Genomic DNA, 15,332 nt, shown 5'->3' with positions numbered 1-15,332 from the left:
TATCATCAAAGCCACCAACCCATCTCAAAAAGGCATGCCTTGTGCTTTCAACCCGGCAACTGCGTTACTTCGTTGAAATCGCTGAATGCGGCAGCTTCGGCGCCGCAGCCGAGCGCCTGTTCATCGCCCAATCGGCCCTGAGCCGGCAAATCAAGGACATGGAAGTCCACCTGCAAACCCCACTTTTCGAACGTACTGCGCGGCGGCCCCAGCTCACTCCAGCGGGTGAGGCTTTCTTACCCCGTGCCAAAAACCTGTTGAGCGAGCTGATCAAAGCCAGCGAGACGGCCACCAGGATCGGCAAAGGTCAACACGGCACCTTGCGCTTGAGCCATTCCAGCACTGTGCCCATGAGCGGCCGACTGCTGCGCAGCGTCGGCCGTTATCTCGAACATCATCCCGGCGTGTCCATGGACATCGCTCAGTTGTCTTCCGAGGCGCAGCTGCAAGAGTTGGCAGACGGCCGACTGGACATCGGCCTATTGCGCCTGCCAGTGCTGCGTCAGTGTGAAGAGGTGCAAATCGACCCGCTGTACGACGAACCTTTGCTGGTGGCAGTCCCGCCCGATCACTGGCTGGCGAGGGACAAATCCGGGCAGAAGATCAACCTGGGGCAGCTACGCGACGAAGCGTTTATTTCCATCCCTCATCCCCAGCGAGGCGGTCTAAGCTACCTTTCTGCCGAGTTGTGCATGCGCCAAGGCTTCTTTCCCAAAGCAGCTCGGGTAATTTCGCGTAAAACCACGCAACTGCAACTGATCCAGGCGGGATTTGGTATCGCCCTCTTGCCGGAATCGATGCGAGACATTGCGCCGCCCAACGTTCGTTTCCTGCCTTTGGCAGACCCCGGAAGCCATAGCTGCGTCGCTCTGGCGTACCGCAAACACCCCACAGCACTGGTTCAACAGTTCCTCGAGCATTTGGTCATATAGGGGTCGTGCATTCACTTGAAGAATGCCTTTAAACTGCGCCCCATGATTAAAGATCCCTTTGCAAGACTCGGCCTGGACCGCGAAGTCCTGACCGTCAGCCAGCTCAACGGCCGCGCGCGGGTGTTGCTCGAAGACGTGTTCAGCAACATCTGGGTAGAGGGCGAAATCTCCAATCTCGCCCGCCCGGCGTCCGGCCACGTGTATTTCACCCTCAAGGACAGCGGCGCCCAGGTGCGTTGCGCGCTGTTCCGGCAGAACGCGGCCCGGGTTCGCCAGGCCTTGAAGGACGGGCTGGCGGTCAAAGTGCGCGGCAAGGTCTCGTTGTTCGAGGGGCGCGGGGATTATCAACTGATCCTCGACACCGTGGAGCCGGCCGGCGATGGCGCCTTGCGCCTGGCTTTCGATGCACTCAAGGAAAAGCTCAGCGCCGAAGGCCTGTTCAGTGCCGAGCGCAAGGTCCCGCTACCGGCGCATCCGCAACGCATCGGCATCATCAGTTCGCCCACCGGGGCAGTGATCCGCGACATCATCAGCGTGTTCCGCCGTCGCGCACCGCAGGTGCAGTTGACGCTGATCCCCACCGCCGTACAGGGCCGCGAAGCCACCGCACAGATTGTCCGTGCGCTGAAACTGGCGGATGCCCGGGGTTTCGACGCCCTGATCCTGGCCCGGGGTGGCGGTTCGCTGGAAGACCTCTGGTGCTTCAACGAAGAAGCCGTGGCCCGTGCCGTGGACGCTTGCGTGACGCCGATTGTCAGCGCAGTCGGTCATGAAACCGACGTGTCGATCAGCGACTTCGTCGCCGATGTTCGCGCGCCCACCCCTTCCGCTGCCGCCGAATTGCTGGCTCCGGACTCCAGTGACCTGGTGCGTCGGGTCGAGAGCCTGCACCGCCGTCTGGTGATGCGCATGCGTGACCGTTTGATGCGCGACCGCCTGCGCCTGGAAGGTATCTCTCGCCGCCTGCGCCATCCCGGCGAGCGCCTGCGCCAGCAAGCGCAACGCCTGGATGACCTGGACATGCGCATGCGCCGCGCGTTCGAGCGTAGCCTCAACACCCGTCGCGAACGCTTGATCCGTCTGGAAACCCGTCTGGCCGCACAGCATCCTGGCCGGCAACTGGCAATGTTGCGCCAGCGCCTCGACAGCCTGGCCGAACGCCTGCCGCGCGCCATCCGCGAAGGGCTGAAGAACCGGCGTCTGCAATTGCACAGCCAGATGCAGACCCTGCATGTGGTCAGCCCGCTGGCGACCCTCGGCCGTGGCTACAGCATCTTGCTGGACGAGCGCGGCAACGCGATCCGCAACGCCGCGCAAACCCACACCGGCCAGCGCCTGAAAGCCAAGCTGGGCGAAGGCGAACTGCAAGTGCGGGTCGAAGACAACCACCTGACGCCTGTCACCCTTTCTTTACTGGACTGATCCATGCCGCGTTTCCTGGCTCCATTGCTGTTGCTGCTCCTGACCTTCAACGCCCACGCCGACAGCTACATCACCCGCCTGTTGAACAAACCGGTACCGGGCGGCGTGGCGGTGGTGGATCTGGGCCCGTCCGCCCAGGCGCCAAAAGCCAGTTATCAAGGCAAACCCGTGCTGGTCGTGAAGGAGCAGAACAACTGGCTGGCCATAGTCGGTGTGCCTCTGACGGTCAAGCCGGGGCCCCAATCGATCAACAGCGGTGGTCGCAATCTGAGTTTTACGGTTGGCGACAAGAAATACCCGGAACAACGCATCACCCTGAAAAACACCCAGCAGGTCAATCCGGACCCGGAAAACCTCAAGCGCATCGAGCGTGAACTGGCCGAGCAGATTGCCGCTTACCGCACGTTCAGCCCCAATACGCCAAGCAACCTGCTGCTGGACAAACCGGTGAACGGTCCGCTGTCGAGCAAGTTTGGCGTGCGGCGCTTCTTCAACGGTGAGGAGCGTAACCCTCATTCGGGCCTGGATTTCGCCGTGGGCGCCGGCACGCCGATCAAGACCCCGGCCGCGGGCAAGGTGATCCTGATCGGCAACTACTTCTTCAATGGCAATACGGTGTTCGTCGACCATGGTCAGGGCTTCATCAGCATGTTCTGCCATATGTCGAAAATCGACGTGAAGGTGGGGCAGCAACTGGCCCGGGGTGGTGTGGTCGGCAAGGTCGGCGCGACCGGCCGGGCGACAGGGCCGCACATGCACTGGAACATCAGCCTGAACGATGCGCGGGTGGATCCGGCTATCTTCATTGGTGCGTTTCAGCCCTGAATCTTCGCCGAGGCTGATGGCCTCTTCGCGGGCAAGCCCGCTCCCACAGGGATTGCTCTGTACCTGTGGGAGCGGGCTTGCCCGCGAAGGCGGCATTCCAGTCACCAGAAGATCCAAGGTTGCCGTTCCCTCCAATTGCGCACCACTCAAACCTCGCGCAAACAACAGAACAATCATTACCAATCACAGCAATAAAATCTCGATAAACACTCACCCACGAGTATTCCTCTCAATTTTTTTCGACTGCTTGCCATCCTTCCCCCCCAAGGTTAGGGTTGAAGGCATGAAAACCTCTCACACCCTCATTCAGCTCCGCCAGCACCGCAGCCTGTGCCTTGTCAGCGCACGACTGCCGGGCTGAATCGTGGTGCCTCGCCCCAAGCGTCAGTCCAAGAACTTTTGATCCACCGGCAGGCCGCCTTTTTTCGGCCCACACAATAAGGATTTCCCGATGAGCATGCTCAAAGACCCGTCTTCGAAATACCGCGCGTTCCCGACCATCGATATTCCGGACCGCACCTGGCCATCGAAAACCATCACCGCCGCGCCGATCTGGTGCAGTTCCGACCTGCGCGACGGCAACCAGTCGCTGATCGAGCCGATGGACGCCGTCAAGAAGCTGCGCTTCTGGAAAACCCTGGTGCAGGTCGGCGTGAAGGAAATCGAAGCGTCGTTCCCGGCCGCTTCGCAAACCGACTTCGATTTCGTCCGTACCCTGATCGAAGGCAACCACATCCCGGACGACACCACCATCCAGGTGCTGACCCAGGGCCGTGAAGACCTGATCGAACGCACCTTCGAATCCCTGCGCGGCGCGAAGAAAGCCATCGTTCACCTGTACAACGCGACCTCCCCTTCCTTCCGCCGCATTGTCTTCAACCAGGACAAGGACGGGGTCAAGGCCATCGCCGTGAACGCCGCCAAGCTGTTCGTCAAATACGCAGCCATGCAGCCGGACACCGAGTGGACCTTCGAATACTCGCCGGAGACCTTCAGCGCCACCGAGCTGGAGTTCGCCAAGGAAGTCTGCGACGCGGTCATCGAAGTCTGGAACCCGACGCCTGAGCACAAGATGATCCTCAACCTGCCGGCCACCGTCGAATGCGCGACCCCGAACATCTATGCCGACCAGATCGAATGGTTCGGCCGTCACATCAACCGTCGTGACAGCGTGATCATCAGCCTGCACACCCACAACGACCGTGGCACCGGCGTTGCCGCCACCGAACTGGGCCTGATGGCTGGCGCCGACCGTGTTGAAGGCTGCCTGTTCGGCAACGGCGAGCGTACCGGCAACGTCGACCTGGTGACCGTGGCCCTGAACCTCTACACCCAGGGCGTGAACCCTGAGCTGGACTTCTCCGACATCGACGGCGTGCGCAAAGTCGTCGAAGAGTGCAACCAGATCCAGGTACACCCGCGTCACCCATACGTCGGTGACCTGGTGCATACCGCGTTCTCCGGCTCGCACCAGGATGCGATCCGCAAGGGCTTCGCCCAGCAGAAATCCGATGCCTTGTGGGAAGTGCCGTACCTGCCGATCGACCCGGCTGACATCGGCCGCAGCTACGAGGCGGTCATCCGCGTCAACAGCCAGTCGGGCAAGGGTGGCATCGCCTACCTCCTGGAGCAGGAATACGGCATCAGCCTGCCACGTCGCATGCAGATCGAATTCAGCCAGGTCGTACAACGTGAAACCGACCGCCTGGGCCTTGAGATGACCGCCCAGCAAATCCACGCGCTGCTGCACAGCGAGTACTTGCAGGCCAACACCCCGTACGCGCTGGTCAGCCATCGCCTGCAGGAAGAAAACGGTCACAGCGCCGTCGAAGTGGAAGTGGCCAGTAAAGGCCAGGGCGAGACCAACCTGCACTGGCGCGGCAAGGGCAACGGTGCCCTGGAAGCGCTGGTGGCCGGTCTGCCGATCCCGGTGGAAATCATGGACTACAACGAGCACGCCATTGGCGCGGGCACCAATGCCAAGGCCGCGGCCTACATTGAACTGCGCGTGAACGGTGAACGTGCGGTGCACGGCGTCGGCATCGATGAAAACATCACCACCGCCAGCTTCAAGGCCCTGTTCAGCGCGCTGAACCGTTCGCTGAGCCAGCCGGAAGCGAAAGCGGCGTAAGTCACCGCTGAAACGCAAAAGGCCCCGGGGTGTGAACCTCGGGGCCTTTTTTTGCCTGCTTGTTTTGTGTTGTCTGAACTGGCCCCTTCGCGGGCAAGCCCGCTCCCACAGGGTATGTGGGCGTACACAAAATTTGTGTTCGCAACGGTCAACTGTGGGAGCGGGCTTGCCCGCGAAGAGGCCCTGTCAGGCAGCGAAAATCTCAGGTGAACTCGAAGGTATCGGCATCCAGATTCGCCGGAAACCGTGTGCGATAAGCTTGAAGGTCTGCGGCATTCAGAACGACCTGAAACACCCCATCCGCCTCTCCTGCGCTCAGCAACGTCTCACCCTGGAAATCCAGCACCTGGCTGTCACCGGTATAGGCAAAGCCCTTGCCATCTGAACCAATACGATTCACCGCCGCCACGTAGCACAGGTTCTCGATCGCCCGCGCCGGCAGCAGACGGTTCCAATGCTGGCGTCGCGCACCCGGCCAGTTCGCGGTGTACAGCAGCAGATCCGTGTCCTGAGCGTCACGACTCCACACCGGGAAGCGCAAGTCGTAGCAAATCAGCGGCCGCACGCGCCAGCCCTTTAACTCGAACTGCACCTGGCGCTCGCCCGGGGTGTAGTGGTTATGCTCACCGGCCATGCGGAACAGGTGACGCTTGTCGTAATGCAACACCTCGCCATCCGGGCGTGCCCATAACAGGCGATTGCGATGACTGCCGTCGGCGGCCTGGATGATCACGCTGCCGGTAATCACGGCATCAAGTCTTGCCGCCTGAGCCCGCAACCACTTGCTGGTGGGGCCGTTTTCCGATTCCGCGAGGGTCTCGGACTCCATGGAAAAACCGGTGGTGAACATCTCCGGCAGTATGATCAGGTCAGCGCCACGAGACTGCTCCAGCAATGACTCGAAATGCTCCAGGTTGGCCTGACGGTCGTGCCAGGCCAGGGATGTCTGGATCAGCGCCACGGTCAGGTTCGGCAATGCACTCAGATCACGCATAGCTTTTCCGCCGCCTCACGCAGGGTCTCCTCACGCTTGGCAAAGCACAGCCGCACCAGACGCTGCCCTTCAGGCGGTGTCTGGTAGAACACCGAAATCGGGATACTTGCCACACCATGCTCGCGAGTCATCCACAGGGCCATCTCGACATCATTGAGGTCCGGGCGGATCTGCGAATAGTCGACTAACTGGAAATAGGTGCCGGTCACCCGGGTGAAACTGAAACGCGACGGCACCAGCAGATCGCAGAACAGATCACGCTTGGCCTGATAGAAGTCCGGCAGCTCTTCGACGTGCTCCGGGTGTTCGGCCATGAAGTCGGCCAAGGCATATTGCAGCGGCGTCACACCACAGAAATTGACGTACTGGTGCACCTTGCGCAACTCCGCCGTCAGGGCCGGCGGTGCGACCACGTAGCCGGTTTTCCAGCCGGTGACGTGGTAGGTCTTGCCGAACGAACTGACCACGAAAGCACGCTGATACAACTCTTCATGGGCCAGCACGCTGACATGGGGTACACCGTCGTACACCAGGTGTTCGTAGACTTCGTCGCTGATCACATAAATGTCGCGATCGCGGATCATGGCGGCCAACTGATCGAGTTCGGCACGGCTGATCAATGCGCCACTGGGGTTGTGCGGGGAGTTGAGAATGATCATCCGCGTGCGCGGGCTCAGTGCCTGGGCAAGCTTCTCGAAGTCGATACTGAAATCGTTCAAGCCCAGTTGTACGTGCACGCAACGACCGCCGGCCAGCTCTACCGAGGGCTCGTAGCTGTCGTAGGCCGGGTCAAACACGATGACTTCGTCGCCGCTGTGGATAACCGCCTGAATGGCACAGAAAATCGCCTCGGTCGCGCCTGGGGTGACCGTCACTTCAGTATCCGCATCCACCTGCGTGCCATAGCTGCGGGCGATCTTCACCGCAATCTGCTGACGCAACACCGGCAGGCCGGTCATCGGCGAATACTGGTTGTGGCCACTGGCGATATGCCGGCCGACCGCATCGCACAGGGCCTGCGGGGCCGCGAAATCGGGAAAGCCCTGGGACAGATTGAGCGCGCCGGTCTGTGCCGCGAGCTGAGACATCTGCGTGAAGATGGTGATGCCGACATTCGGCAGCTTGCTGGTGATCATCGATAACCCCTTGCAGGTGAGCTGCAAGTTTCAAGCTGCAAGCTGCAAGTGGTCAAGCGCCAAACCTCCAGACGCAAAAAAGGGCCTTGGAAAGGCCCCTTTTTGCTTTGACTTGAAGCTTGCAGCTGCTTTTATCGCTTATCGCGACGCTTCTTGTCGGCCTTCTTGTGGTGCGACATCAAACGACGCTTCTTGTTGACCTGACGGTCGGTGAGCGTGTTCTTGTTGCCTTCGTACGGGTTCTCGCCACCCTTGAACTCGATGCGGATCGGCGTACCGACCAGCTTCAGGACACGGCGGTAAGTGTTTTCCAGGTAGCGCACGTAGGACTTCGGTACCTTCTCGATCTGGTTGCCGTGGATCACGATGATTGGCGGGTTTGCACCACCGAGGTGGGCATAACGCAGCTTGATCCGACGGCTGTTGACCATTGGCGGCTGGTGCTCGCTGACCGCATCTTCGAGGATCTGGGTCAGGCGGCTGGTCGGCCAACGGGTAACCGCAGACTTGAACGAGTTCTGTACCGACGCGTAGAGGTTGCCCACGCCGGTGCCGTGCAAGGCCGAGATGAAGTGGATATCGGCGTAGTCAACGAAGAACAGCCGACGTTGCAACTCGACCTTCACGAAGTCGCGCTCGCTCGGCGTCATGCCGTCCCACTTGTTGATCGCGATGACCAGCGCACGACCCGATTCAATGGCGAAGCCCAACAGGTTGAGGTCGTGATCGACCACACCTTCGCGGGCGTCCATCACGAAGATCACCACGTTGGCGTCTTTGATCGCCTGCAGGGTTTTGACCACGGAGAACTTTTCGACTTCTTCGTGGATCTTGCCGCGCTTGCGCACACCGGCCGTGTCGATCAGCGTGTACTTCTCGTCGTTACGTTCGAACGGGATGTAGATACTGTCGCGGGTGGTGCCGGGCTGGTCGTAGACGATGACCCGGTCTTCACCGAGCATGCGGTTGACCAGGGTCGACTTGCCGACGTTCGGACGGCCGATGATCGCGATCTTGATCCCGTCTTTTTCGCTTGGGCCAGGAATGCGCTTGGCTTCCTCGCCTTCGGCGACGACCTCTTCCTCTTCGCCTTCCTGCGGCTCGTCTTCGTCACGCGGGAATTCACTCAGTGCCGCTTCCAGCAACTGGGTGATACCACGGCCGTGGGCACCGGCGATCGGGATCGCATGGCCCATGCCCAACGGGGCGAATTCGGCGCGGGCCATTTCCGGGTCGATGTTGTCGACCTTGTTGGCGACCACGTGGGAACGCTTGTTACGTTTGCGCAAATGCTCGGCGATCATCTGGTCGGCGGCGGTAAAACCGGCCTTGGCATCTACCAGGAACAGAACGACATCGGCTTCTTCGATGGCCAACAGCGACTGCTCGGCCATCTTTTCGTCCATACCGTGCTCGTCACCGGAGATACCGCCGGTGTCGATCAGAATGTAGGAACGCCCTTGCCACTTGGCCTCACCGTACTGGCGATCACGGGTCAGACCGGACAAGTCGCCGACGATGGCGTCACGAGTCCTGGTCAGGCGGTTGAACAAGGTGGACTTGCCGACGTTCGGTCGGCCCACCAGGGCGATTACGGGAACCATGCGGCTCTCCACTTCGTTATTTCAGAAAATACAAAAGCCGCTGCGAGGCAGCGGCTGGTGCTCGGGGCAATCACGTTGTCATTTGTAGGAGCGAGCTTGCTCGCGAAAAACGCCAAGACACCGCGTTTATTCAGGCCGCCAACGTCATCGTTAACGTCCATCGCGAGCAAGCTCGCTCCTACAGTCCTACAAACGGTGAAGCCGCTTGGGGGTTAAAACCCAAGCATAGTCGTTACTTGATGGTCAGGGCTTCCAGTTTGCCGCTGTTGCCATACACATAAATCGTGTCACCCACCACCAGCGGACGGGCACGCAGGCCGTCGCTGTCGATGCGCTCGCGGCCGACGAATCGACCGTCCACCTGACTCAGCAGGTGCAGGTAACCTTCCAGGTCACCGACTGCAACGTAGCTGGAGAACACTTCCGGGGCCGACAGTTGACGACGGGCCAGCGAATCGTTGCTCCACAAGGCTGTGGTGGAACGCTCGTCGACGCCTTCAACGGTACCCGAAGACAGGCTTACATAAACGGTGCCAAAGCCTTGGGCGACACCGGCATAGCTGGAAGCATCACGCTGCCAGAGCTGACGGCCGCTTTGCAGGTCCAGAGCGGCAACGCGCCCTTGATAGCTGGCGACATACAGCGTCTCGCCCGACAGCAGCAAGCCACCGTCGATATCGACCACACGCTCCAGCTCCGAACGACCTTGCGGGATCGCTACACGCTGTTCCCACACTGGTACGCCGTTGGAGATGTCCACGGCAACCACTTTACCGGTCGACAGGCCAGCCACCGCCAGGCGGTTGGTCACGATCGGCGCACTGGTGCCCCGCAGGGTCAGAACCGCAGGCGTGCTGTCATAGATCCAGCGACGATTACCGGTGGAGGCATCCAGGCCGATCAGGCGATCGTCCTGAGTCTGAACCACCACAACGTCACCGTTGTTGGCTGGTGGTGCCAGCACTTCGCTGGACACGCGAGCGCGCCACTTTTCTTCACCGTTGATCGCGTCCAGGGCAACGATTTCACCCTTGATCGTACCGATGGTGACCAGACCGTAACCAACGCCGACAGCGCCGGAAACAGGCAGCTCGAGATCTTTCTTCCATTTGACGTCGCCCGTGTGGCGATCCATCGCCATCAACACGCCAGTGACGTCGGCGGCATAGATGGTATCGCCATCGATGGCCGGAACCAGCATGTTGTAGGTTTCGCCCTGACCGTCACCGATCGAACGACTCCACTGCTTTTGCAGAACCACTTCTTCCTTGAAGTCGACCAGTTCGGCCGGAGGCAGTTCTTTTTTGCTGTTGCTGCTGCAACCCGCGGCCAAAATGGCCAGGGCCAGCAATGCTGCATGTTTCCAACGAATCACGTCACGCATCCCCTTTGGCCAGGTCGTCCAGCTTGATTTGCAGGCCACCGACCGCCGCTTCATCCGACAGTGCCGCCTTGGCTTTTTGATACGCCGCGCTCGCCTCGTCGGTACGACCCAACTGCACCAGCAGATCGCCCTTGAGTTCTTCGCGAGTGGCCAGGAATGCCTTGTCGGCATCGCCTTCGAGCAGCTTCAGGGCTTCGTCGGCCTTGTTCTGCGCGCCGAGTACCTGGGCCAGACGCTGACGGGCGATTTCGCCCAGCGCCGGGTTGGCCGGTTTGGCGACAATGGCCTTGAGCTCGGTGGCCGCGTCGTCCAGCTTGCCGCTGTCGACCGCGACCTTGGCCACGAACAGGCTACCGTACTGCGCGTAGGCGCTGCCGCCGTACTCGCTGTTAAGCTTGCCGGCCAGGTCCGAAACACGGGCCGCATCAGGCTTGCCGTCAGGCGTCAGCGTGGTTTCGAGCAATTGCTGATAGAGAATCGAGGCGCCTTGCGACTGATTGCTCTGATACTTTTGGAACGCCTGCCAGCCGAACACGATGACCAACGCCAACAGGCCGCCAGTGACCAGGGGCTTACCGTTGCGTGACCACCATTCCTTCAGTTCCATCAAATGTTCGTCTTCGGTACTCGACACCCCAATACTCCTTAATCGCTAATTCGGCTGTTTAGACAGCTTCAACCCTGCACGACGCAGGTGGCCAGGTGCGCTGCAAGCGCATCCCAGGCAATGCTTTGTTGTTCGCCCTGGCCACGCAGGGGTTTGAAACCTACCACTTGCTGGGCCATTTCGTCGTCACCGAGGATCAGCGCGTACAACGCACCGCTCTTGTCGGCCTTCTTGAACTGGCTTTTGAAACTGCCGGCGCCGGCATTCACTTGCAGGCGCAGGTTGGGTAACTGGTCACGGACGCGCTCCGCCAGGGTCAGCCCGGCGAGTTCGGCGGCTTCACCGAAGGCGCAGAGGTAGACGTCAACCTGACGGGAGATTTCCTCCGGAATCTGCTCCAGGGTTTCCAGCAACAGCACCAGGCGTTCGATGCCCATGGCAAAGCCAACGCCGGCGGTCGGCTTGCCGCCCATTTGCTCTACCAGGCCGTCGTAACGACCACCGGCACACACGGTGCCCTGGGCGCCGAGTTTGTCGGTGACCCATTCGAAAACGGTCTTGCTGTAGTAATCCAGCCCGCGAACCAGCTTCGGGTTGATCACGTAAGGAATGCCAGCGGCATCCAGGCGAGCCTTGAGGCCCTCGAAGTGCACGCGGGATTCTTCGTCGAGGTAGTCGGCCATCTTCGGCGCATCGACCAATACCGCCTGGGTGTCGGCGTTCTTGGTATCAAGAACCCGCAGCGGGTTGGTTTTCAGGCGACGCTGGCTGTCTTCGTCGAGCTTGTCCATGTGCGCCGAGAGGTATTCGACCAGTGCTTCGCGATAACGACCACGGGATTCGCTGGTACCCAGGCTGTTGAGCTCGAGTTTTACCGCATCGCGGATGCCCAGTTCGCCCCACAGGCGCCAGGTCAGCACGATCAGCTCGGCGTCGATGTCCGGACCGTCGAGGTTGAACACTTCGACACCGATCTGGTGGAACTGGCGATAACGACCTTTCTGCGGGCGTTCGTGGCGGAACATCGGGCCGATGTACCAGAGTTTCTGAACCTGGCCACCGCCGGTGATGCCATGCTCCAGCACCGCGCGCACACAGGCCGCCGTGCCTTCAGGGCGCAGGGTCAGGGAGTCGCCGTTGCGGTCGTCGAAGGTGTACATCTCTTTTTCGACGATGTCGGTCACTTCACCGATGGAGCGTTTGAACAGCTCGGTGAACTCGACGATCGGCATGCGGATCTGCTTGTAACCGTAGTTATCCAGCAGGCGCGAAACGGTGCCCTCGAAATGACGCCACAGGGGGGTCTGTTCGGGCAGGATGTCGTTCATGCCACGAATGGCTTGCAGAGACTTGCTCACTTAAATTCCTTAATTCGTTCGATCAGCCACGCGCAATTACGGCAGCGTCAGCTTCGACCTTTTCGGCCGCTTTCTGACGGATCAAGCGTTCAAGCTCATCCACCAGATTGTCATTCGTCAGTTTCTGCGACGGCTTGCCGTCGATGTAAATCAGGTTCGGCGTGCCGCCGGTCAAGCCGATATGGGCTTCCTTGGCTTCGCCGGGGCCGTTGACCACGCAACCGATGACCGCGACATCCAGCGGCACCAGCAAATCCTCGAGGCGCCCTTCCAGCTCGTTCATGGTCTTGACCACATCGAAGTTCTGCCGCGAGCAGCTCGGGCAGGCGATGAAGTTGATGCCACGGGAACGCAGGTGCAGGGATTTGAGAATGTCGTAGCCGACTTTCACTTCCTCGACCGGGTCGGCGGCCAACGAGATGCGGATAGTATCGCCAATCCCTTCGGCGAGCAGCATACCGAGGCCCACGGCAGATTTCACCGTGCCTGAACGCAAACCACCGGCTTCGGTGATGCCCAGGTGCAGTGGCTGGACGATTTCCTTGGCCAGCAGGCGGTACGCTTCGACGGCCATGAACACGTCGGAGGCTTTCACGCTGACCTTGAAGTCCTGGAAGTTCAGACGCTCAAGGTGCTCGACGTGGCGCAAGGCAGATTCGACCAGCGCAGCAGGCGTGGGCTCGCCGTATTTCTTCTGCAGGTCTTTTTCCAGGGAGCCGGCGTTCACGCCGATACGGATCGGGATCCCGCGGTCACGGGCGGCATCGACCACCGCGCGCACGCGGTCTTCGCGACCGATGTTGCCCGGGTTGATCCGCAGGCAATCGACCCCCAGCTCGGCGACGCGCAACGCGATGCGGTAGTCGAAGTGGATGTCGGCGACCAAGGGGACTTTGACCAGTTGCTTGATCTTGCCGAAGGCTTCGGCGGCGTCCATGTCCGGTACGGAAACCCGCACGATATCGACGCCGGCCGCTTCCAGGCGATTGATTTGCGCAACCGTGGCCGCGACATCATTGGTGTCGCTGTTGGTCATGCTCTGCACAGCGATAGGCGCATCGCCGCCAACAGGCACGTTACCGACCCAGATCTTACGGGATTCGCGACGTTTGATTGGAGATTCGCCGTGCATGACTTATTGACCCAACTTCAGGCGAGCAGTCTCGCCACTGGTGAACGGAGCGACATCGACTGGCTGGCCGTTGTAGCTGACCTGAGCGCCACGGGCAAAGCCCAGGCGTACGGAAAACGGTGGTTTGCCATTGACTGCCAGGCTGTCGCCTTTGCGTTTGAGACCGCTGAACAGCACCTTGCCGCTACCGTCGGTCACTTGTGTCCAGCAATCGGAGGTGAACTGCACCTGAACCTGGCCTTGACCGGCCACCGGTGCGGCTGGCGCTTGAGCAGGAGCCGCAGCGGCTACCGGTGCAGTCACCGCAGGGACCGCGGCGGCAGGCGCTACCGGAGCCGGAGCTGCCGGGGTCACCGGCGCTGCGACAACGGGCGCGGTAGTGTGCGCGGGTGCAGCTGGCGTGGTCGGCGCTGCGGGGGCAACTGGCGCAGTCACTTGAGCCTGCTCCGGTGCTTCAGCCGGAGCCTCGGCCTGTGGCAGCGCGAGAGCGGTACCGCCTTCGGTCTGACCTTCCACGACGGCCTGGTCTTCCGGCTCGTCCAGCGGATGAATCTGAGTGGTACCGTCGGCGCCTTCGACTTCTACGTGCTCTGGTGCCAGACCGATCAGGTCCTTGGTGCGCATCGAGGTCTGATCCTGCCACCAGACGAAACCGCCACCGATCACCGCTACCAGCAACAGCAGGCTGACGATTCGCAAAATGGTGTGGGAAACCCGGACCGGCTCTTCAATACGACCCAGGCTGTGAACATTGCTGCCCTGGGAATCGGTACCGGTGGATTGATCGAATTGCTGGACCAGAACGGCCTGGTCCATGCCGAGCAACTTGGCATAAGCACGAATGTAACCACGGGCAAAGGTATGCCCGGGCAGCTTGTCGAAAGCGCCGGCTTCCAGATTGCTCAAGGAAGTGGTGGTGAGGTTGAGCTTGAGGGCCACTTCGGCCAGCGACCAGCCATTGCTTTCGCGGGCCTGGCGCAAAGTCTCACCGGGGTTAACGCGATTCGCTGCTACAACTTCGGGATGCGCCGCTTTCATCATTGCTCCGACAGGTATTGCTGATATTCCGGCGTACCGGGATAGAGTCTTTTTAGTTGCAGGCCTTTACTTGCAGCCTTGTCGCGATCTTCGAACACGTTTGCCAGCCGAACGCCGAGCAATAGACTACGTGCATTTTGCTCGGAGAGCTGGCTGAAACGGTCGTAATAATCTCGCGCGGGCACATAATGCCTGTCTTCGTAAGACAACTCAGCCATTTCCAGCAATGCACGAGGTTGTTGCCGGTTCAGGCGCAGGGCTTTTTCCAGTTGCTGCTGGGCCAGATCACGCTGACCGAGCATCGCAGCGGTCATGCCCAGGTTCTCGAACACCCGCGAACGCTCAGGATACAGCGTATCGGCAGCGGCTTGTTCAAAGCGCTCGTAGGCTTCCTTGTAACGTTTCTGCTCGAAAAGAAAACTGCCGTAATTATTGAGAATTCGTGCGTCGCCCGGACGGGAAGACAGCGCCTTGCGAAAATGCTCGTCGGCCAGCTCCGGCTCCATCTCGGCCTGGAACACCAGCCCCAGCGCCGCGTTGGCATCCGGGTCGGAGCCATCGAGTTCCAGGGCTTTTCTCAGCGGAACCTTGGCGCGCTCGGTCATGCCTTGTTGCAAATACCCGATACCGAGCTGCACATACGCCTCACGCGCTTCATCACGGCCCTTGCTGGTCTTCATCGGGTTGTAATCACCCGAAAGCACGCAGCCAGCACACAGGCTGGCCAACAGCAAAAGCAGCGCAAAGCGCAGGGACATAGAGATCCTCT

General features: G+C 60.6%; 13 protein-coding genes. 4 read left to right on the top strand and 9 right to left on the bottom strand.

Annotation, left to right across the window (positions count from 1 at the left end; translation table 11 throughout):
* The first annotated feature begins 41 nt into the window (after positions 1-41).
* From BSF40_RS08855 to leuA, 4 genes are all read left to right on the top strand, one after another.
* Entirely contained in the window at positions 42-932 is an 891-nt protein-coding gene (locus tag BSF40_RS08855) for a LysR family transcriptional regulator (protein ID WP_095964829.1), read from the top strand.
* A gap of 42 nt (positions 933-974) precedes the next feature.
* Positions 975-2,354, top strand: a complete 1,380-nt coding sequence (gene xseA, locus BSF40_RS08850) for an exodeoxyribonuclease VII large subunit (protein WP_008053235.1) — start codon at positions 975-977, stop codon at positions 2,352-2,354.
* A 3-nt stretch (positions 2,355-2,357) separates the two neighbouring features.
* Positions 2,358-3,179 carry a M23 family metallopeptidase gene (locus BSF40_RS08845; RefSeq protein ID WP_095964828.1) on the top strand — a complete coding sequence of 274 codons (822 nt, stop codon included), beginning with the start codon at positions 2,358-2,360 and terminating at the stop codon, positions 3,177-3,179.
* Positions 3,180-3,630: 451 nt separating this feature from the next.
* Complete coding sequence (gene leuA / locus BSF40_RS08840) at positions 3,631-5,310, top strand: 2-isopropylmalate synthase (RefSeq protein WP_095964827.1); 1,680 nt, start codon at positions 3,631-3,633, stop codon at positions 5,308-5,310.
* 202 nt (positions 5,311-5,512) lie between these two features.
* Here leuA and BSF40_RS08835 read toward each other — a convergent pair whose 3' ends face one another.
* The 9 genes from BSF40_RS08835 to pilW all read right to left on the bottom strand — a co-directional run bounded on the left by BSF40_RS08835 (position 5,513) and on the right by pilW (position 15,321).
* A complete protein-coding gene (locus tag BSF40_RS08835; RefSeq protein WP_095965126.1) occupies positions 5,513-6,304 on the bottom strand; it encodes an amidohydrolase in 792 nt (263 codons plus the stop codon).
* Positions 6,292-7,440, bottom strand: coding sequence for a pyridoxal phosphate-dependent aminotransferase (locus tag BSF40_RS08830; protein WP_095964826.1), 1,149 nt, complete (start codon positions 7,438-7,440; stop codon positions 6,292-6,294). Before BSF40_RS08830 ends, BSF40_RS08835 begins: the two co-directional genes overlap by 13 nt.
* Before the next feature lie 131 nt (positions 7,441-7,571).
* Positions 7,572-9,044 (bottom strand): ribosome biogenesis GTPase Der, encoded by a 1,473-nt coding sequence (gene der / locus BSF40_RS08825; protein WP_007973987.1) that lies wholly within the window; start codon positions 9,042-9,044, stop codon positions 7,572-7,574.
* 232 nt (positions 9,045-9,276) lie between these two features.
* Positions 9,277-10,428 carry an outer membrane protein assembly factor BamB gene (gene bamB / locus BSF40_RS08820; RefSeq protein WP_095964825.1) on the bottom strand — a complete coding sequence of 384 codons (1,152 nt, stop codon included), beginning with the start codon at positions 10,426-10,428 and terminating at the stop codon, positions 9,277-9,279.
* Complete coding sequence (locus BSF40_RS08815; protein ID WP_095964824.1) at positions 10,421-11,062, bottom strand: tetratricopeptide repeat protein; 642 nt, start codon at positions 11,060-11,062, stop codon at positions 10,421-10,423. The genes bamB and BSF40_RS08815 overlap by 8 nt, the downstream gene beginning before the upstream one ends.
* Positions 11,063-11,103: 41 nt before the next feature.
* Positions 11,104-12,393, bottom strand: coding sequence for a histidine--tRNA ligase (gene hisS, locus BSF40_RS08810; RefSeq protein ID WP_007973994.1), 1,290 nt, complete (start codon positions 12,391-12,393; stop codon positions 11,104-11,106).
* Positions 12,394-12,415: 22 nt separating this feature from the next.
* Entirely contained in the window at positions 12,416-13,525 is a 1,110-nt protein-coding gene (ispG, locus tag BSF40_RS08805) for a flavodoxin-dependent (E)-4-hydroxy-3-methylbut-2-enyl-diphosphate synthase (protein ID WP_003185136.1), read from the bottom strand.
* A 3-nt stretch (positions 13,526-13,528) separates the two neighbouring features.
* The gene (locus BSF40_RS08800) at positions 13,529-14,563 is read right to left on the bottom strand and encodes a RodZ family helix-turn-helix domain-containing protein (protein ID WP_095964823.1); all 1,035 of its coding nucleotides are present in this window, start codon (positions 14,561-14,563) and stop codon (positions 13,529-13,531) included.
* Entirely contained in the window at positions 14,563-15,321 is a 759-nt protein-coding gene (gene pilW / locus BSF40_RS08795; protein ID WP_015093628.1) for a type IV pilus biogenesis/stability protein PilW, read from the bottom strand. The genes BSF40_RS08800 and pilW overlap by 1 nt, the downstream gene beginning before the upstream one ends.
* Positions 15,322-15,332: the final 11 nt, after the last annotated feature.

This window comes from Pseudomonas sp. ACN5 (assembly GCF_002303975.1).
GTDB classification, from domain to species: domain Bacteria; phylum Pseudomonadota; class Gammaproteobacteria; order Pseudomonadales; family Pseudomonadaceae; genus Aquipseudomonas; species Aquipseudomonas laurylsulfatiphila.
This window is presented reverse-complemented; position numbering and strand designations above follow the sequence as displayed.